Below are 19,428 nucleotides of genomic sequence, written 5' to 3' on the forward strand. Positions count from 1 at the left end.
GGGCGGGCGAGTTCCCGTCCCGTTTTCATGCGGAAACTTCGCTCCCAACGCGGTCTTACACTGGTCGAGCTGATTGTCGCCATCACCATCATGGCGATCCTGGCAGTGGCCGCATTGCCTCTGGCGCGCGTCAGTGTTCGCCGCGAGAAAGAGCGCGAACTCCGCCGCGACCTCTGGGACATGCGTGACGCTATCGACCGGTATAAGGAGGCCGCTGACCGTCAGCTATTCCAGGTCAAACTCGGCAGCGAAGGTTATCCGCCGGACCTCGAAACGCTGGTGAAGGGCGTAGACATCAACGGGAAGAAAGTACGATTTCTGCGACGTATTCCCGTGGATCCCATGACCGGCAAAGCTGAGTGGGGAATGCGTTCGATGCAGGACGATCCCGATAGCACTTCGTGGGGCGGACAAAACGTCTTCGACGTATACACCCAGTCGGAGAACACAGCTCTCGACGGCACAAAATATAAAGACTGGTAATCAACATGAAATGCTCACGACATCTCGTTCGGTCACGCCGCGAAAGCGGCTTTACGCTCATCGAGTTGATGATCGTGGTGAGCATCATCCTGATCCTCGTCTCGACGGCGATCCCCATTTACCAGCAGTCGATCATCCGCGCGCGGGAAGCCGTACTCCGGCAAAACCTGTTCACACTGCGTTCCGTCATTGATCAGTACTCGGAAGACAAGCAGAAGGCTCCGCAGTCGCTCGAAGACATCGTGGCTGCCGGCTATCTGAAGCAGATTCCAGTTGACCCCATCACCGGCTCCCGGGATACATGGCAGGTCGTACAGGAAGACGTGCTCCTTAGCGTGGACCAGAATGCGCCCGGCATAACGGATATCCATTCCGGCGCGCAGGGAAACGGATCCGACGGAGTGCCTTACTCAGAGTGGTAGTGTCACTGAGGCAGCGTGGGGCTCTCCACGCGAACGCCAACCCCACCCAGATCTAGATTGCCGCTATTTTGCGGAACTTGCGGCTGTGATCGTCTCCAACCCATGCGCTTGTGGCCCGCGCTCCCGAATCCGAAGCAGAATCGAGAAGAACAGACCAACGAAGCCCAGCGTGGAGAAGATCCACATTCCGAGGGCATATCCGCTGACGTTTGTAAGGCTCGCGTGACCGAAGTCGTTCGCTCGGCCTATGGCCAGGTTGAGCACGAAGAACCCAATTTGCTGTATCAGGCTCATCAACGCATACGCTGTTCCGAGCTTCTTCTCGTCGACGATATATGCCACGGAGGGCCACATCACTGCCGGAATCAGCGAGAATGCGATGCCCATCATCGAAACGGGAATCCATAGCGGAAGTGGCGAATACGCCAGCATCAGGTACACCGGCATCAGAAGTACGGAGCCGATCATCATGAGCGTCGCGCGCTTACCGATGCGGTCTGCGAGCAGTCCGAAAAGCGGCGTCGCGATCATGGCGGAGAACGGAAGCAAGCTGTTGTAGAAGCCGGCCCGTCCGTGCGCCAACACCTGTGCGGCGTCCGTCATTGCGGTGCCAACCAGCAACTTGCTGGTAAAGAATTCGATCGCGAAGGTGCGGAACGGAAAGATGGCAGAGTAGAAGGTGAAGCAGAGTGCGACAACGTACCAGTACGATTGGTTAAAGCGGAAAATGTCTCGAGTTTCCAGCTTGTCGATGGATCCCGCTGAGCCAAGCGAGAACCGCCGCTCTGCGGCGGCTTCCAGAACCCAGTAAACAAGCGCTGCCACCAGGCAGATCACGCCTGCCGCAACCGCAATTATCAGCGGACGCTGCCAGCTCGGTTCCGACCCAGCCCCATTGGGATAAAAGGCCCACGCCGCCCAGTTGGGGGAGTTGTCGGCGGAAACCGAGGCTAGTCGCGCAATCGTCAGGTTAATGCCGAAGGCAAAGCTCAGTTCTTTCCCTTTGAACCACTTCGCGAGTGCAGTGGTGACTGCAACGATCTGAGATTCCGCCCCAAGACCAAGTAGCGTGCGCCCTGCGACCATAACCCAGAAATTGCCCTTGAGCGCCGTAAGAAGTGCGCCAAGGAAGCAGAGTGCCGAGAACAGCAGCAGTGCCTTCCTGATTCCAAGCTTGTCGATAATGATGCCGCCGATAAGCAGCGTAAGTACGGCGGCTACACTGTAGGAAGCATTCAACCAGCCGAACATCTCGGAGCTGTATCCGAGTTGATTACGGAAAATGTTCTCAAGGGGATTGATGCTGTCGTAAATGTAGTAATTGCCGAATTGCGCAAGACTGACAAAGACAAGAGCGATCCAGCGATACGTTTTAGAAGGGCGTGGTAGATGATGCGACGATTCGGTCGACTGTGCCATGCGGAGTTGTGCTCTGTCGTGCAGGACAGCATATCAAACCCGAGCGATCAAAATAGCAAAAGCCCCTCTTCACGGGGCTTTGGTCCCAATTGAGTCTTGCTTGTTACTTTGTTTTCTGGCGTTGATACCGCACAAAAATGCCCATGGTTACCGTGAACAGCCCAAGTACGCCAAGCAGCGGCAATCGGCTCGCGCTGTGGGGAAGTTCGTTATCCGACGTTGGCTTCGCACTTTGACGACTGCGGCCGCTGTCGCTCGGCGCAGCTTGCGCCGACAAGGGTGAATTGCCGGGATTGGCTTGCGCCATCTGAACCGGTTCGCCTCCGGCCGGTTCCCCGCGGCGTGCAAACGGCCGAATCTCCGGTTCAGGCGCGGTGTTCGGCTCCGGTGTCGATTGCGTAATCGGCGGAGCGAACGGGCTGCGCTGGCCTTGTGGTGTGGGCTCATTGTTCTGTGGCGCGGCCATTGCGGGCTGTGCCGGTTGACCCTCGGGATTGATCACACCGTTGTTGCCTGACCAGTTGTCCTGCGCTGCGGTACTAGCGGCGCCAGTCATTCCCCCACCGAGATTGTTGAGGTCGGTGTTGGTATAAACGCGTGCATTGGTACCGTTCGGATGCTGACGCATCTCACGAGCTATCTCGCCCAGGCTCTTGCCATTGATGTCCTGCCCGACCGAACCTGCGCCGGGCTCGAATGACCGGTCAAATCGCGCAACGCCAAAGTTGAACGGCTGCGCCTTTGCGGGCTGCAAGCCCTCCAATTCCGTGCCCTGTACTGGTTGTTCAGGCACGACACCGGAATTGTTCGCATTCGCCTGGAACGGCTGTGTTTGCCCTTGGTCGAGGCGCACAACTGGCGCGAACATTACGGGCGGACTCGTAGGAGTCGCCGGGAAATTCGGTCCAGACGACGTAGCAAATCCCTGGTTTGTGACAGTGACTTGTGCGGGCAGGGCAATGGAAAATGCGAAAACGGTGAGAACTATTAGCCGAACCATAGTGGCCCCCGCGGTGAGATGTAGATACACCTGCCGGTTTCCCTTTTTGGATTACAACTGGTTGGTCAGGGATGCCAGAGAACCCGTAGAACCTAGCTGCCGATGAAACGAGCGTAGAGGCTGCGTGCCACAGCGATATCGGTGGTCCCTTTGATGATGGCTCGTCCATCCGGGAACACCGTCAGTTCGTAAGGTTCCCGGAGGAACTTTAAAACGAAATCGTTATGGCGAACAGTTCCATGAGGGGCCAATTTCGCCTGTAAATACGAGAAGTTCACCGGCCGGTGTTTCTCGTGGATCTGGACCGAGTTCCGGCCGCAAAGCGTGATATGCGGACGCCCCTCGCCTGAAAGATGGACAAAATCCCGCTGCTCGCAGCAGCGGCATCCCGTTCGCGGAGAATCGGCATGAATTTCAGCATGCTCATTGGTCCAGACATCCCATGAAAGTAATGTCCGGCGCACCTTAGCTTTGTCACCGACTAGCAATTTCAGCGCTTCCGTAACGGAAATCGACGCCATCAAGTTCACGGCGGAGTTCAGGATTCCTGAAGTGTCGCAGGTGTCCACTATCCCGGTCGGGGAATCGGGGAAAATACATGCCATGCAGGCGGTTTCGCCGGGCAAGATGTTCATCGCAACACCGTAGCTCGCGACCGCAGCCGTGTAGATCCACGGCATTCCTTTCTCAACGCAGAAATCGTTGATCAGATACCGCGTCTCGAAGTTGTCGGTACCATCCATAACCAGATCAACGTCATTCAGCAGTTCGGAGCAGTTTTCCGGAGTGAGATCGGCGACCTTATCTTCCACAAGTATGCCGGAGTTGAACGCCCGCATTTTTTGGGCTGCAGCAATGGCTTTTGGCAGCGACTCGGCGGCATCCGCCTCGTCGAAAAGCACTTGCCGCTGCAGGTTGCTTGGCTCTACGTAGTCACGGTCGATGACACGTATGTATCCGACACCCGCCCGGGCTAGAAGACTCGCTATCGCCGACCCGGTGGCACCAGAGCCAACCACCGCAACTCGGGAACTTGCGAGGTGTTCCTGTCCCTGACGGCCAATACCAGAAAACAGCACCTGCCGGGAATACCGCTCATCACTAGGAATCGTCATTTTTGGTTTCTATTCCAACGATTATTATAGGAACCGCTCAGGACGGCAATTTCGAGTGGTCGCAGTTTCAGGGTCGAAGCTGTCCGGCGACTATTTTGTGCCGGATGGTTGTGGCAGGTTGCTGGCGGGTACGCCCGCAAGTCATTGAACGCAAACGCGTGCGCATTCATTTCACGTTAGCGAGGATAAAGTTGTTGATGGCGGTGCTGGCGCTGGCCTGCTTGCCGTTGACCGCTCGCGCCCAGACGCCTGAAACCAAAACTCCCACTGGCGCCGTATCTCCTGCGGCAGTGCCATCGCTCCCTCCCGTACGCAACCTAAGCTCCTATCAGGGCATGGTCGTCCGCGACATCGTCTTTCAGGGGATTCAAGAGGACAATCAGGCTTCAAGTCATTTGCGTGACGTGGTCGCGCAGGAAGTCGGAAAGCCCTTGGACCGCCAGAAATTACGCGATAGCCTTCAGGCCCTTTATAAGACCGGCCGCTTCGCCGACCTCCAGGTCCGTGCCCAGCAAACATCGCCCAACGAACTCACTCTGGTTTTCGTGGGGAAGCCAAATTACTTCGTAGGATCCCTGACGGCTTCCGGTGCACCGGGTCGCCCAAGCAACAACCAACTGATCGACTCTTCGAAGCTGCGCCTGGGCGAGGTAGTGAACTCAGGCAAGATCGACCAGGCGCTCACCCGCATTCGCACGGTTCTGCGCGACAACGGACTCTACCGCGCTGCTGTTACGGTGCAGCGGAAGGAACATCCCGAGACTCAGCTTGTCGACCTCCATTTTCAGATCACTCCCGGCGAGCCTGCACGGGTCGGTCGCGTGACCGTGGAAGGGAGCGCGGGTTACAGCGAATCAGAAATCGCGGACATTGCCAACATGAAGCCGGGTGACAAGGTCACGCAGGAGCGCGTCACCAAAGCGTTCCAGAAGCTTCGTAAGAAGTACACCAAGCAGAATCGCCTGGAATCGCAGATTTCGATTACCGACCGCATCTACAACGAGGACACGAATACGGTCGACTACGTGTTCAAAATCGAGCGAGGGCCCACGGTCGATATTCATCTGGAGGGTGCCAGCATCAGTCAAGGGCGCCTGAAGAAACTTGTGCCTGTGTATGAAGAGCACGCGGTAGACAACGATCTGCTGAACGAAGGCCGGCGCAACATCCGGGACCACCTCCAGACACAAGGCTACTTCGACACCAAGGTGAACTTTCAGCAGGACTTCGATAAGGAAAAGGATCACCTGCACGTGATCTATGACGTAGACCGTGGCGAAAAACACGATTTGGTCAAAGTGGGATTCAATATCGAGCCGGGTACCTACATCAGTCCGGGGCTTACAGGTCCATACTTCGGCGAGAGCGAACTGCTGGAGCGTGTGCAAGTCCAGGCGAGGAGCCTGATCCTCTCCCACGGGCGGTTCAGCCAGGCGATGATGACGCAGGACGTCGAAAACCTGGTCGCGCTCTACAAGTCAAACGGGTTCCTTGAGGTGAAGGTAGAAAGCACGCTACAAAGCGACTACAACGGAAAGGCCGGCGATATGGCGGTCTTCTACAAAATCGTAGAAGGTCCCCAAACTCGCGTTGGGTCCATCACCATACAAGGAAGCGCAACCTTCGGCCGCGACCAGTTGCCCGAACTTCAGACCTCCGAAGGACAGGCGTACGCTGACACCAACATTGCCCTCGATCGCGATACCATCCTGAACTTCTACTTCGATAAAGGATTCCCGGACACTCAATTCGAGGCGAAGGTCAGCCCCACTCCGAACCAGCCACACAGCATGGATGTGACGTACACGATCGTGGAAGGGCAGCAGTTCTTCGTGGACCGCATCCTGACCTCGCAGTTAGATTTCACGCGCCCACAAACGGTGCGCCGGCAATTCGACATCCAGCCCGGAGATCCGCTGAGCCAGTCAAAGCTGTCGAACACACAGTCGAACCTCTACAACCTCGGGGTCTTCAACGAAGTTCGAATGGCGGTGCAGAACCCTGATGGACAGGCCAAATACAAAGACGTCCTCATGCAGTTTCAGGAAGCACGCCGCTGGACATTCAATTACGGTTTGGGCTTCGAAGTCACTACCAGTTCACCGGACCAGCAGTCCTGTCAACGATTAGCCGAACAGGGGCAGACGTCGCTAGCATGCAGCGAGGGGCGCTACGGAGCCAGCCCCAGGGCATCGTTCGGTATCAGCCGAATCAACTTCCGCGGCTTGGCCCATACGATCACTTTCAAATCCACCGTTGGCCGTCTGCAACGGCGCGCGCTGTTCAGTTATGAAGCTCCCAGATGGTTCGGAAAGCCGAATTGGAAGCTTACATTCACGTCGTTTTACGACAACTCAATCAACGTCACAACGTTCACTTCGGAGCGGCTGGAAAGTTCAATCCAAGCAGAGCAGACGTATAGCAAGGTCAGCCACTTTCTCTATCGACTTGCCTATCGCCGTGTAAAAGCCAGCGACCTTGTGGTTTCTCCGGACCAGGTGCCGCTGTATTCGCGGCCGGTTCGCGTCGCCATGCCGAGTTTTACTTACATCCGCGACAAGCGCGACGACCCAATCGACACCAAGAACGGAAATTTCACTTCCTTCGATACGGGCGTTGCTTCGCGGTACTTCGGATCGCAGGCCAGTTTTGGCCGTTTCCTGATTCAGAACGCCACATATCATCCATTCAAAGGGAAGAAATGGGTTTTCGCCCGGAACCTGCGGCTGGGGGTCGCGGAGCCCTTCGGCGACGACTTCATCCCGTTGCCGGAGCGCTTCTTCGCAGGAGGTTCAAACCTCTTGCGTGGGTTCTCGTTGAATCAGGCTGGCCCACGCGATCTACAAACGGGCAGCCCGCTCGGTGGTAATGCTGTCGTGGTGAATAGCTTGGAATTGAGAACTCCGCCATTGGTGCTTCCGTGGGTCAACAATAACCTTAGCTTTGCGTTCTTCCACGATGCTGGCAACGTCTTTACCGACGCCACTGAGATGGCACACAACATCTTCCGATGGAGCCAGAAGAACCCAGAAGACTGCAGAAACGAATCCCGGTCGAGCCTATGTAGCTTCGCGTATATCTCGCATGCCGTGGGAACCGGCATCCGATATAAGACGCCGATCGGACCCATGCGCGTGGACATCGGTTACAACCTGAATCCAACGACATACCCGACTTTTGAGCCGGGAGACAATTCCACCACCGTCTTTGTTCCACGCGTAACCCGGCGCTGGAACGTGTTCTTCAGTATTGGGCAGACATTCTGATGAAGCGAATCGCACAGCTCGCAGGCTTGGTACTGATGCTCGGCGCACTTTGTTTCGCGCAGGGCGAAGTCCTGGACCGCGTGATTGCCGTCGTCAACGATACCCCGATCTTCCAGAGCGATTGGGAGGTGGCGCTCCGTTGCGAGGCGATGTTGAATTCGCGCGAACCGGAAAGCTTTACGCCCGAGGAACAACGAGATGTCTTCAACCGCATGGTCGACCAGGAACTGATTCGGCAGCAGATCCGCGGTTTCCTCATGACGCCGGTCTCCGACGGTGACGTGCTCGCAAAGATGAAGGAAGTTCGTTCGCAATTCCCTGGTGCGGAAAGCGACAAAAGGTGGAGAGCAATGCTGGAGCAGCACGGGATCACCGAAAGTGAATTCAGGGCGCGGATTCGAAACCAGGTTGAGATCCTGCGCTTTCTCGAACTCAGGCTGCGCCCGCTCGTGCGGGTGGACTTCCGCACGGTGTCAAACTACTACCGCGAGCAATACCTCCCGGAAGTCCGCAAACAGGGCGGGAAGGAACAGCCGCTGAATGAGGTCTCCGGCAAAATTCGGGAGATCCTGACGCAGCAGAGAATGGACGAACAGGTTGCGGTATGGCTCCAGACGCTGCGTGAAAGTGCTGTGATCGAATTTTCTCCGCCGGCTGCCGACACTCAGGATCAGCAGGGAAACGAAAGCAAGTAGATGGAAGAAACGCCAAAGACGAATCGCCGCCGCAGGATCGTGGTTCAGGCAACGATCGGGCTCACCCTGATCGTCCTCGTCGTCTTGGCCGGGTGGTATTCGAACAGCTCGCAGTTTCAGCAGTTCGTGCGTGGGAAGCTAGTTTCACATCTCGAGGACATTACTGGTGGCCGTGTGGAGATGCAGAGCTTCCAGTGGAACCTGTCGAAGCTCGAGTTCGACATCCGCAATGTAACCATTCACGGTACTGAGGCTGCGGGCGAGATCCCTTACGCTCACGCCGACCGCCTTTTGATCCGCGCCAAGATACTTTCTTTCTTCAGCCGCGAGATCGGGCTCAGAGAGCTGTACATCGAGCATCCGGTGATCCATATCATCGTTTATCCGGATGGCCGTACGAATCAGCCCACACCGAAGGCGGTGCAGAAATCAGGCAAGGGAGCGGTCCAGCAGATCTTCGAGTTGGCCATCAACCACGCGCAGGTCGCGGACGGCTTCCTTATCGTGAATGAACGAAGAATGCCGCTCGACTTCGATGCCAGCCAGGTGAAGGCAACGATGGACTATGTGCCCACCGGCAAACGATACGATGGCAAAATCGGCATCGTTGCACTGAACGCCAAATATGCGAAGTTTCTTCCGGCGAGCGCGACGGCGGAGCTCAACTTCCGTTTACATCCGGACAGGGTGGAGATGAACAATCTTTACCTTGTGTCAGGCAATTCGAAACTCAACGCAAGGGGAACGCTGACGAATTTCAGGAAGCCCTCTATAGACGTAACCTACACGGCGAATCTCAATGCCGGCGAGATCTCGCGCATCATCAACATGCGAGAGATTCGCGTGGGCTCCGTGGATGTGAACGGCACGGCGCATTACGAAACCGCGGCCTTCACGGCAAAGGGAAAGGCTGTCGGACATGGGCTGGAATATCGAACTGCAGAGCTGCGATTAAAGAACGTGGATGCGGCAGGCGAGTTCAGCCTTGATCCTCGCACGTTCAATCTGTCGCATCTCGTGGCGCGGGTAATGGGTGGCATCGTGAAGGGCGATATTGCGGTTGCGAATTGGTCGCGCGCGCCGCAATCCACAGATAAGACCGCGATACTGCCGACAGGCTCGGCAAACCTTAAGTTCGACAACATGCCGGCCCGCCTGTTTGCTGAGGCCGTGTCTACCAACAATCTTGATCTGGTTAGCCTGAACCCTGTCGGAATGGGCAGAGGCTCTCTCAACGTGAGATGGAAAGGCAGCCTCAAGCGCGCTGTTGCCGATATCGACGTTGCCGTTGTTCCACCGGCCAACGTTGCCGAGGGGCAACTTCCGGTAACGGGCGAACTACGGGGCACATATGAGACAGCCCCCCGCACTTTGCAGGTCTCATCGTTGAATGTTTCTACCCCGGACGCGCGCTTGAACGCTCGCGGCACAATTGGCAGCAGGGAACGACTTCAGCTGGCCCTGGAAGTCACCGAATTGTCGAGGATGAGACCGATGTTCACGGTGCTGCGGCGTCAGGGCACCGCCATGTCGGACCTTACCGGACAGCTGAAGTTCGATGGCAGCGTCAGCGGCTCCCTTCGTTCCCCAGCGGTCAAAGGACACGCTCAGGTTTCCAATTTCACGTTCCCGCTGGCAGCATTGATGCCAGCGAAAGTACAGGCGGTGCCGCAGAGAATCCATATCGACTCCGGCTCTGCCGATCTGGCTTATTCTCAGCAGTCATTGTTGATTCAGAATGGGAAGATTACGCACCAGAAAGCAGAGGCTTCGTTCGATCTGCAGGCCGGCCTGTTTCAGGGAGAGTTCCTTGCGGCGAGCCCTCTTCAGGCGCGTGTATCGATTAAGGATGCGGACTTTGCCGAGTTGCAAGCAATTGCTGGTTACAACTATCCAGTGCAGGGGACGCTCGCAACAAACCTGAACATTTCCGGCACGAAGGGGAACCTGCAGGGCGGCGGCCATGTGCAACTCACCAATGCAACGCTCTACGGCGAACCTGTTCGATCTGCCTCCGCTGACATTCGCCTGGTGGGTCAGGAAGTCCGCGTTGAAAATCTTCAGATGGTGCAGAACGGTTCGAGAATCGCGGGTTCCGGATTTTTCAATCTGTCCAGCACGGCGTTCCGGTTTGACGTTTCGGGCACGAACATTGACCTCGCGAAGATTAAGAACCTGGGCAATCGGCGCGGGACGGTTGCTGGAATGGTGAACTTCACTGCGACAGGCTCGGGCACCACATCGAGACCCGTCATCAGTGCCAGTGCACGACTCCAGAACCTGGTCATTAATGGCGAGCGTGTTGGTAATGCCAATATAACCGCTGTGACGCAGGGCGATGTCTTGCGTTTGACGGCACGCTCCAATTTCCAGAATGCCGCACTTACGACCGATGGCACAGTGAAGATCGGAGATCCATTGTGGCCGGCAAACATCACGGTGCGGTTCACCAATTTCGACTTCATGCCATTTCTCCAGCCGTTGTTGCAAGGACGCTTGAGCGCGAAGTCGTACGTGGGCGGATCCTTCACCGTCCAGGGCCCGCTGCGCCAACCGCGCAGTCTCACGATGGTGGCTGAAATTCCCACTTTCAGGGCCGACCTTCAGGGCGTGGAACTGAAGAACCCCGAGCCGATTCGCGCCAGCATGATGAATCAGTTGATCCGCATCGACAGCTTCAAACTGGTCGGACCGGACACCCAAATGGATGCGCGCGGCTCCATCGACCTGAAAGGCGACAGGCGTATTCGTGTGCGAACGAATGGACGGCTGAACATGAAGCTGGCTCAGTCGTTCAATGAGGACATCACCTCGGCTGGCTTAATTGACTTCAACATGAGTCTCGGCGGGGTGGTGGGCAATCCGACGGTGCAGGGCGAAGTTCACGTGATCAACGGGTCCGTGAACCTTATCGACTTCCCGAATGGCTTGAGCAACATCAATGGTTCGTTGGTATTTACGGAAGACCGCATCCAGGTCCAGTCGCTCGCAGCGCATACGGGTGGAGGTGATATCCAGATCGGCGGATCTGCAACATACAGCCCTCGTCTCTCCTTCAATCTCACCGCGACCGGTCAGGATATCCGCATGCGCTATCCGCAAGGCGTCAGTTCGACCGGCAATCTCGATCTCAAGCTGACCGGAACAATGCAGAACGCTACGCTTTCGGGCGACATCACGGTTACCCGTTTCGGCCTTAACAACCAATTCGACATCGCGCAATATTTGGCAAAGAGTAGCCGCCCAGTCGAGACCCCGAGCACATCTCTGCTGAACGCACTTCATCTGAACCTGCACGTGGTCTCCACGCCCGAGTTGCAGGTCCAAAGCTCGCTCGGCAGGCTTGCGGGAAACGTCGATTTGAACCTTCGCGGAGTAGCGGCGAATCCGGTGGTGTTAGGCCGCGTGAATTTAACGGAAGGGCAAATCTCGCTCAACGCACAAACCTACCGTCTGGAACGCGGCGACGTTCTATTCACGAATCCGGCCAGAACCGAGCCCACGATCGACCTTGAAGCTACCACGCGCGTTCGCGACTATGAACTCACCGTCCATCTGGCCGGCCAGCCTACTCGCGGCCTCCGCCCGACGTTTCGCTCTGATCCGCCGTTGCAGGAAGCCGATATTATCAATCTGCTGGCCTTCGGACGCACGCGAGAGGAATCTCAGAGCATGACCGCCCAGACCAACAGCGCCTTTACAGAGAGCGTCTCCAACGCTGTTCTGGGGCAGGCCATCAATACCGCTGTGAGCGATCGCGTGCAGAGGCTGTTCGGTGTGAGCCGGGTAAAGATTTCTCCGGAGATCGGCAGCACCACCAACAACCCAACCGCGCAGGTCACCATTGAGCAGCAGGTTTCAAACAAGGTAACCATCACCTACATCACCAACCTTACGCAGTCCTCGCAGCAGTCCATTTTTGTGGAATACAACATCAACCCGAACGTTTCTCTCGTAACCGGGCGCGACCAGTACGGGGTGGTCTCATTCGACGTGCGTATCCGCCATAGAAAACGGTAAAGGGAGAAATCAATGCCATTCGTAAAGCTCACAACCATTTCGGAGTTGCCACCCGAAGGAGAAGCTCGTGAGTTCGAAATCCACGGCAAAACGATTTGCATCGCCAACACGGGCTTGGAATGCGCTGCCATGGACAACGTCTGCGCCCATCGCGGAGGCCCACTTGGTCAAGGTGTGGTCGATGGCAACAAGATTGTTTGCCCCTGGCATGGATGGATGTTCGACGTGAATACCGGGGCTTCTGCTCACAATCCCAATGTGCGCGTCCAGACGTATCCGCTCAAGATCGAAGGCGACGATGTCCTGATCGGGCTGGACGATTAGCCGAGCAGCTTCAGAAAATACCCTACGTTGTTCTCAAACCCCGGAAACACTCTCTCCAACTGCCAGCTTCCAAGATGCCGGTAAACAACCTCACCTAGTACCCGGCGGAAGTCGGTCGTGAGGACCAAGTCGCGGCCCTCGTTTAGTTGTTCCGGTGCCAGTCCGGGCCACTCACCGTACACGCGGCCGCCTTTCACTGGACCTCCCAATACAAACATCACATTCGCATGCCCATGATCGGTACCGCGTGTGCCATTTTCCCGTGCCGTGCGGCCGAACTCCGACATTGTCACCAACACCGTGCTGTCGGCGAGTGGGCCAAGGTCGGTCCAGAATGCAGCAATCGACTGCGAGAAGTCCGAGAGACGATTGGCAAGTTGTCCTTGCTCGCCGCCCTGGTTTACGTGAGTGTCCCATCCGCCTACGTCAGCGAATGCGACTTCCACTCCGAGATCAGCCTTAATCAGTTGCGCGGTCTGGCGTAGGGCTTGCCCCAGGGGACCACGAGGGTAGTTTGCGCCGTTCGCTGGGGTGTAGCGTTGCGGATCGGCTGACTTCAACATCTTGACGGCATCGAACGTCTCCGATCCGGTGCCATGCAGCACTGTATCCACCGACTCGGCATACATCGACTCGAACGTATTTGCCAGAGGCGCAGCCTCGGCGTTACGGCCTGCGATGCCGAAGTTGTTGATGTTGTCGATGGCGACCGCCGGTTCCGTACCGGAAAGAATCCTCGGCAGGTGCCCGCCCATGGCGACGGCGCGAAAAGGAGATTCCTTCTGTCCACGAATCGCTTCGGTCGCCAGCACGCGATTCAGCCAGCCATCTTCTGTGGATTTTCTACCGGGCGTGCCGGACTCCATGTAATCCTGCGCATCGAAATGCGAACGTGTGTTGTCCGGCGAACCCGCCGCGTGAACGATGGCCAGTTGGCTAGATCTCCAGAGCGGCTGAAAGGCAGCCATCGACGGATGCAGCCCGAAAAAACCATCCAGGTCGAGTATCTTTTGCCGAGGTACGGCCAAGGTCGGACGCATGGAGAAGTAGTTGCTCTCGCCGTGCGGAATCACTACGTTCAGGCCGTCCACGGCTCCACGCTGGAAGATCACCACCATGCGCTTCTTTCCGCTACTGGAACTCTCAGCCGAAAAGGCAATCCGGGACAGAAATGCCGGGATCGCTGCTGTTCCAATAACCGTCAGAGCTCCCTGTCGCACGAAAATTCGCCGAGTAATGTTCATGGTTCTTCCTATCGACGCTGAAACTCGGGCGAGCCGAGAATGAGTCCTGTTATTACCCTCGTGCTTGAGGTAGGCGTATTCAGCGCTTCCGTGCGAGTGAACTTAGGGTCTTCCATCTGCTTCATGATCGTGCTGTGCGTTTGATCCGATACTTCTCCCGACAGCAAAACGCGTTCCAGTTGCCATAACGAAGCGCCTGGGTCCGCTGTATCAGTGCTTGTGAGCTGCTGCGGATCGAACGCAACTCCCGGCTGTCTGCCGGCTGCCATCGCGAGTCCGAAGTTCATACGGTTCAGCAGTGCCGCCGAATTCACCCATGCTTCCGCTTTCATTGGGTATCCGGTCGGAGGCTGCTGGCCGTACAGCGGCATCCCCATTTTGTTCAGCGTCTGGATGACCGGGAGGGCAGTTTCGACGTCGGCTCCCGTCGCACGAATCGATGACACTACAAACTCAAACAGTGTCTTCACCTTTGCACGATAGATGTCTGGCGACCAGAACTCTTCTGAGCGGAACATGGTGCGTAACACTTCGCGGATATTGCCGTCAGTCTTCAGGAAGGTGTCGGCCATGCGGTCGACGAGTGTTTCCGGCGGGTCGTCCGACACAAACCGGATAGCAAGCTTCTTGGATATGAATCGGGCGGTCGAAGGATGGTGTGCCAGCATATCGAGGACGGTGATGCCTTCCTTTTCTCCCGAGTGCTTGATCGTCTTTCCCAGTACGTACTTTGAGCCTGGCTCGTGGCGCCGTTCGTCGAACTCGTAACCGCCACCGCGGCGAGGTTGTTTGATCGTCCACCCGGTAAACACTTTAGCAACTTCGGTAACATCCTTTTGCGTGTACCCGCCGTCCACGCCGAGTGTGTGCAGTTCCATAAGCTCGCGCGCATAGTTCTCATTCAGGCCCTTCGGCATGTTCTTCTTGATCTGCTCCACGCGTTGGGGTGTGAGTTGCGGGCGACGACGTCGTGCATAGCCCGCCATCCGTTCCAACCGCTCTGGCCCGTAGCGTGCGAAATCAGAATCCGGGCCTACACTCTGGCAATTATCCAGGTACCACAGCATTGCCGGACTCTTCGCCGTCGCGACGAGCAGGTCTTTGAACTTGCCCATTGCGTACGGCCGGATTACATCGCGCTCGTACGACGTCGTGAGGTAACGTTCCGGGCCTTTGCCGATGAAAACGTTGAAATGGTTGAACCAGAAGTCCGTCATCACCTCTTCGAGTTGATGTTCGCTGTAAGCAGCGCGAAGTATTTTCGCCTGCTGCAGTTCGGTGACAACCACCAGTTGTGGACTGCGTAGTGCCAGTAGCTGTTCCCGCTGTTCAGGAGAAAACGATTCGAATAGTTTCAGTCTTTGCTGTTGTGTCAGGCCCTGCACAAACTCGCGTCGTTCTCCCGGGGACATCTTCAGTATCGCTTCCATCCGTTTGTTGGCCGGAAGATCCACGAGTTCATCGAACTTCGCGGCAGCAAACTGTCGTGTTTCGCGCCGGCCCATCGAGGTATCAGGAGTCGCTCCATCGTTCGCGGTTGCCTGCTTCTCCTGCATCCTGCTTATCTGCGACTCGTACACTGCCCGTTGGACCGGGTCGGATGGCAAGGGGGCTCGTCCTTGTGCCACCGCCTTCACCAGTTGAGGAGGTGGAAACTTCTCTACAATCTCCCTGGTGCTCATCTTGAGCGTGCGAAACTGCGACAGTCGGCCGTCGAGAGCGGTATCGTCAATGCGCTCGGGCTGCAATTGCTGATCGATCCACTTGTCGATACCGATGGCAAGAACACGGTCCACATCGCCCGGGCGGACTCCAAATGTCAATCGGTTGAGAGCGTGGATCGCACGCTGTCGGTCATCCAGTTTCTTCGATTTGCCTGCCCAAAGAACTCCAGTTCCAGTCAACAACATCAGGCCAACAACAAGGATGGAGAGCTTACGCTGGTATACCCTCATTCCGTCCCCCCACGGCGACATATGCAGAATTATCACCCTGAGTAGCAGCAAAAGTTGCTGGAGGAAGGAATTACTTCGTTTACGGGAGGACTAATTCGAGTAGACGCGCCCGTTGTTCAGGCGATGGTTCAGCATGGAGGCGAGCACATCCACGTCCGTGGGTGCGATGTTGCACACGATGCGATCGTCAAGGAACTTGCTCTTATTGCTGCCGGAGGCTTCGCGGCGGATCTGTATCAACAGCGCCTGCACCGCAATCGGATCGAACTTGGTAGGTGTATTCCGGATGATGTCGCTCAAAGCCTCGCCCACTGTCAGCGAGTGCCGGTACGGACGCTCCGACGTCATGGCATCGAAGGTGTCAGCCAGTCCGATGACCCGCACCGGAGTGGCAAGTTCATCCAGGTGAAGCTTGTCGGGATACCCGCTGCCGTCGGCGCGCTCGTGATGATTCCGTACCACCTCCGGCACATGCGCCCACGGGAACTGCACCCCATGCACGATCTGATGCCCGATGACAGTATGATCCGCCATCTCGCGGAACTCATCCGCATTCAGCTTGCTGGGTTTCCCGAACAACGCTTTATCGACGGCGACTTTGCCGATATCGTGCAGATAGCCGCTCGCCCGGATACCGGTAATCTCCGCCGGGTCAAGCCCCATCGCATCCGAGATGCCGGCTGCATAGCGGCCCACGCGTAGCGAGTGTCCACGGATATTGATGTGCTTGATGTCGATGGCGTTTGCAAACGTTTCCAGCGCGTTGTCGTAGAAGCTTTGTACCGACGCCAACAGACGCAGATGCTCTGAAACCCGCTGCGCCAGCGACTGGCTCAACGTGTAGTTGTTCACGCCGAGCGCCACGTAATGGCTCAACATCCGCAGTGCTTCGATATCTTCGGCCGAATACACCGCATCTTCGCCGCGCCGGCCGAGTGCAGTCATGCCAACCAGTTTGTTTCCAACCCGAAGAGGAACAATACACTTGAACAGTTCGGGTGCAACGTTGCCGTTGGCGGTGAGGTAGCCCTCGTAGCTCTTCGCCGATATCGGCAGGGGGGCACGGAGCGACGTCAGCGCGTGGACATGCTTCGGTAGTAAAGGAATGACTGCTTGATCTGGAAAGGTGAGGAAGCCCTTGGCAAAGATGGATGCCATCATCGCAGGGCGATCGCGGAACAAAAAGAGTGCGCCTTCCCGTGCATCGACTGCGTCCATCACGAGCGACAGGACGCTGCCGGCTGTCTCGGGAAAATCGCGGTCGGCGGTCATGAGGGATCCAAGGTCCGCTAGGGCCTCGAAGATCAACAGCATGCGCCGGAAATTGTTATCTTTAAAGCTCACCTGGGAGCGAGCTGAATCACTAGAGCAACCTGAGACTAACACGCCGGTCTGCGATTGTTTGTTACTCAGTTTGGTGCAGCAGGAACAGGGCAAAAACGGGAATAGCACGGAAGTAACCGGTACGAAACCGACATTGGTTACCTGCCCGAATTCAACTCAGAAGTGCAAGCGCAAATCGCTGAAACGCTCCAACTGTAATAAGCGACAATCGCCCGTCTCGCTGCAGACTTCTTCATGCTCCATGATCCACGTATTGTCATGGGGAACGAACACAGCATGGATGCCTGCCCCAATTGCCGGGTTGATGTCCGATTTTGGGGAGTTGCCAACCATCCAACTGCTTTCGCGCGCGAGCTCATATTTCTCCATGATTCCGCGATACGTCGGCACGTCCTTTTCCGCAACGATCTCGATCGCTGCAAAGTAGTGCTTTAATCCTGACCGCTCGATCTTCCCGGTCTGCTCGGTGATGTTGCCCTTGGTCATCATAATCAGGTGATGCTTGCCGGAGAGATATTCCAGCGTCTCGGCGACACCGTCGATGACTTCCACCGGATGCTCCGCAATCTCGTGGCAGAAGCTGTGAATCGTAGCGTGCATCTCCGGGGTCACCGGATCGACACTCAGCTTCTCGAAGGTCGTTATCAGCGCATGCGCGAAGCTGTGCAGCCCGTATCCGTGCGTGAGGATGTTTCCGCGCTCGACCTCGTTCAGAATCTCGCGTACTTGTTCGCGCGAATGTTCCTTGTGGTCGAGGTACGAAATGAACTTAGCAATCGCACGTTCGAAATAGATGTTGTTTTCCCAGAGCGTATCGTCAGCATCGATAAGCAGGGTTTGGGCGCCATTTGATCGAATGGAATGCATGAAGGGAACTACACAGCATTCTAAATGGTGTTCGTCCTTCGGTGAACCGCACCTCGCATGCTCGGTGCTTCTTGCTTTGTTAAAATTCGGGGCAGTATGCGAATGATGATGTCGGGGTTCCTGCTCCTTCTATTTGCATTTTCCAGTATTTCCATGACAGCGAGAACGCGCCCAGCGAAGAAGGCGGCGCAGAAGGCGACCACCGCTTGCGTCACCTGTTCAATGAAAGTCACGCCCGACCTCGCGAAACAACTGGCGAAGTGGAAGCCGGTCCGGATGCCGTTCCATTCTTCGGGGCTGACGCCAAAAGAAGTAAAGGTCGTGCAGAAACTCGTCATGGCCACACGTTATCTGAACGATATCTATTGGCGCCAGAGTGATCCCGAGGGCTTGATGCTGTATGAGCAACTCAAAGGCAGCAGGCACCCGCAGGACCAGCGAGTGCGGCGCTTTCTCAGCATCAACGGAAGCCGCTACGACTTGCTGAACGAAAACAAGCCGTTCATTGGCGACGATCCTTACCGCCCAGGGCGCGGATTCTACCCGGCGGGGCTGACGCGCGACGAGATCGAACAATACGTGAAGGAACATCCGGAACAAAAGGCCGCCATCTACAGTGGCTACACCGTGGTCCGCCAGCAGGGCGGCAAGTTGCAGGCCATCCCGTATTCCGTTGCGTACAAGTCTTTTCTCGAGCCAGCTGCAAAAGCCCTGCGTGAAGCTGCCGATCTCACCGATGACAAGGCATTCGCCGACTTCCTTCGTCTCCGTGCGAAGGCTCTTCTGACCGACGACTTCTACGAAAGCGATCTCGCCTGGCTTGACCTGAAGAATCCGAAGATCGATGTCATCATGGCGCCGTACGAAACCTATCTCGACGAACTGCTCGGTGTGAAAACGTCCTACGGTCCCGCCGTCCTTATCCGCAACGATGAGGAGAGCAAGAAACTCGAGATGTACCAGCAATACGTCGCAGAGCTGCAGGACGCCCTGCCGCTTCCGGCGGAAGACCGGCCTTCGAAGAAAGGTCATCACATGCCGATGGAAGTGGTGGACACACCGTTCCGCGGCGGCGATCTCCGCTATGGTTACCAGGCCGTCGCCGACAATCTGCCAAACGACCGGCGCATCCACGAGCAGAAGGGCAGCAAGAAGATCTTCTTCAAGAACTTCATGGACGCTCGCGTGAACTATGTAATCTTGCCTATCGCCAAGCTGCTGATGACCCCTGAGCAGGCTGCGAAGGCGACTGGTGAAGGGTATATGGCCTGAAC

The 19,428-nt window shown here is 56.6% G+C and carries 14 protein-coding genes; 7 read left to right on the forward strand and 7 right to left on the reverse strand.

Annotated elements, in window-relative coordinates; genetic code table 11:
• Positions 1-27: 27 nt before the first annotated feature.
• The gene (locus VN577_16925; GenBank protein HWR16510.1) at positions 28-483 is read left to right on the forward strand and encodes a type II secretion system protein; all 456 of its coding nucleotides are present in this window, start codon (positions 28-30) and stop codon (positions 481-483) included.
• A 5-nt stretch (positions 484-488) separates the two neighbouring features.
• Positions 489-905 carry a type II secretion system protein gene (locus tag VN577_16930; GenBank protein ID HWR16511.1) on the forward strand — a complete coding sequence of 139 codons (417 nt, stop codon included), beginning with the start codon at positions 489-491 and terminating at the stop codon, positions 903-905.
• Positions 906-968: 63 nt separating this feature from the next.
• On the opposite strand, the gene VN577_16935 is transcribed toward VN577_16930, so the two are convergent.
• The 3 genes from VN577_16935 to VN577_16945 form a co-directional block, all read right to left on the reverse strand.
• Entirely contained in the window at positions 969-2,324 is a 1,356-nt protein-coding gene (locus VN577_16935; protein ID HWR16512.1) for an MFS transporter, read from the reverse strand.
• Positions 2,325-2,427: 103 nt separating this feature from the next.
• On the reverse strand, positions 2,428-3,324 hold the full coding sequence (locus tag VN577_16940) for a hypothetical protein (GenBank protein HWR16513.1): 897 nt from the start codon (positions 3,322-3,324) through the stop codon (positions 2,428-2,430).
• Between the two features lie 92 nt (positions 3,325-3,416).
• Positions 3,417-4,439 (reverse strand): ThiF family adenylyltransferase, encoded by a 1,023-nt coding sequence (locus VN577_16945; GenBank protein HWR16514.1) that lies wholly within the window; start codon positions 4,437-4,439, stop codon positions 3,417-3,419.
• Positions 4,440-4,636: 197 nt separating this feature from the next.
• Between VN577_16945 and VN577_16950 the strand changes: the two genes are divergently transcribed.
• From VN577_16950 to VN577_16965, 4 genes are read left to right on the forward strand one after another with little or no spacing between them, the layout of a single operon-like run.
• Complete coding sequence (locus VN577_16950) at positions 4,637-7,705, forward strand: POTRA domain-containing protein (GenBank protein ID HWR16515.1); 3,069 nt, start codon at positions 4,637-4,639, stop codon at positions 7,703-7,705.
• The gene (locus tag VN577_16955) at positions 7,705-8,400 is read left to right on the forward strand and encodes a SurA N-terminal domain-containing protein (GenBank protein HWR16516.1); all 696 of its coding nucleotides are present in this window, start codon (positions 7,705-7,707) and stop codon (positions 8,398-8,400) included. The genes VN577_16950 and VN577_16955 overlap by 1 nt, the downstream gene beginning before the upstream one ends.
• A complete protein-coding gene (locus VN577_16960) occupies positions 8,401-12,420 on the forward strand; it encodes a translocation/assembly module TamB domain-containing protein (protein HWR16517.1) in 4,020 nt (1,339 codons plus the stop codon).
• A 12-nt stretch (positions 12,421-12,432) separates the two neighbouring features.
• Complete coding sequence (locus VN577_16965) at positions 12,433-12,744, forward strand: Rieske 2Fe-2S domain-containing protein (GenBank protein ID HWR16518.1); 312 nt, start codon at positions 12,433-12,435, stop codon at positions 12,742-12,744.
• On the opposite strand, the gene VN577_16970 is transcribed toward VN577_16965, so the two are convergent.
• From VN577_16970 to VN577_16985, 4 genes are all read right to left on the reverse strand, one after another.
• Complete coding sequence (locus VN577_16970; protein HWR16519.1) at positions 12,741-13,988, reverse strand: DUF1501 domain-containing protein; 1,248 nt, start codon at positions 13,986-13,988, stop codon at positions 12,741-12,743. The two genes, VN577_16965 and VN577_16970, sit on opposite strands and share 4 nt — an antisense overlap.
• An 8-nt stretch (positions 13,989-13,996) precedes the next feature.
• The gene (locus tag VN577_16975; GenBank protein HWR16520.1) at positions 13,997-15,943 is read right to left on the reverse strand and encodes a DUF1800 domain-containing protein; all 1,947 of its coding nucleotides are present in this window, start codon (positions 15,941-15,943) and stop codon (positions 13,997-13,999) included.
• Positions 15,944-16,033: 90 nt separating this feature from the next.
• Entirely contained in the window at positions 16,034-17,257 is a 1,224-nt protein-coding gene (locus VN577_16980) for an HD domain-containing phosphohydrolase (GenBank protein HWR16521.1), read from the reverse strand.
• 186 nt (positions 17,258-17,443) lie between these two features.
• Entirely contained in the window at positions 17,444-18,154 is a 711-nt protein-coding gene (locus tag VN577_16985; GenBank protein ID HWR16522.1) for an HAD family hydrolase, read from the reverse strand.
• Between the two features lie 153 nt (positions 18,155-18,307).
• On the opposite strand from VN577_16985, the gene VN577_16990 reads away from it, so the two are divergent.
• On the forward strand, positions 18,308-19,426 hold the full coding sequence (locus VN577_16990; GenBank protein HWR16523.1) for a hypothetical protein: 1,119 nt from the start codon (positions 18,308-18,310) through the stop codon (positions 19,424-19,426).
• Positions 19,427-19,428 lie beyond the last annotated feature (2 nt).

Source organism: Terriglobales bacterium, from assembly GCA_035561515.1.
Classification (GTDB): Bacteria; Acidobacteriota; Terriglobia; order Terriglobales; family Acidobacteriaceae; genus DATMXP01.

What these genes read in the sequence shown, in the direction of transcription:
- VN577_16980 (HWR16521.1), bottom strand. Translation starts at nt 17,257, where the DNA reads ATGCTGTTGATCTTCGAGGCCCTAGCGGACCTTGGATCCCTCATGACC.
- VN577_16925 (HWR16510.1), top strand. Translation starts at nt 28, where the DNA reads ATGCGGAAACTTCGCTCCCAACGCGGTCTTACACTGGTCGAGCTGATT.
- VN577_16970 (HWR16519.1), bottom strand. Translation starts at nt 13,988, where the DNA reads ATGAACATTACTCGGCGAATTTTCGTGCGACAGGGAGCTCTGACGGTT.
- VN577_16960 (HWR16517.1), top strand. Translation starts at nt 8,401, where the DNA reads ATGGAAGAAACGCCAAAGACGAATCGCCGCCGCAGGATCGTGGTTCAG.
- VN577_16930 (HWR16511.1), top strand. Translation starts at nt 489, where the DNA reads ATGAAATGCTCACGACATCTCGTTCGGTCACGCCGCGAAAGCGGCTTT.
- VN577_16990 (HWR16523.1), top strand. Translation starts at nt 18,308, where the DNA reads ATGACAGCGAGAACGCGCCCAGCGAAGAAGGCGGCGCAGAAGGCGACC.
- VN577_16945 (HWR16514.1), bottom strand. Translation starts at nt 4,439, where the DNA reads ATGACGATTCCTAGTGATGAGCGGTATTCCCGGCAGGTGCTGTTTTCT.
- VN577_16965 (HWR16518.1), top strand. Translation starts at nt 12,433, where the DNA reads ATGCCATTCGTAAAGCTCACAACCATTTCGGAGTTGCCACCCGAAGGA.
- VN577_16935 (HWR16512.1), bottom strand. Translation starts at nt 2,324, where the DNA reads ATGGCACAGTCGACCGAATCGTCGCATCATCTACCACGCCCTTCTAAA.
- VN577_16955 (HWR16516.1), top strand. Translation starts at nt 7,705, where the DNA reads ATGAAGCGAATCGCACAGCTCGCAGGCTTGGTACTGATGCTCGGCGCA.
- VN577_16940 (HWR16513.1), bottom strand. Translation starts at nt 3,324, where the DNA reads ATGGTTCGGCTAATAGTTCTCACCGTTTTCGCATTTTCCATTGCCCTG.
- VN577_16950 (HWR16515.1), top strand. Translation starts at nt 4,637, where the DNA reads ATGGCGGTGCTGGCGCTGGCCTGCTTGCCGTTGACCGCTCGCGCCCAG.
- VN577_16985 (HWR16522.1), bottom strand. Translation starts at nt 18,154, where the DNA reads ATGCATTCCATTCGATCAAATGGCGCCCAAACCCTGCTTATCGATGCT.
- VN577_16975 (HWR16520.1), bottom strand. Translation starts at nt 15,943, where the DNA reads ATGAGGGTATACCAGCGTAAGCTCTCCATCCTTGTTGTTGGCCTGATG.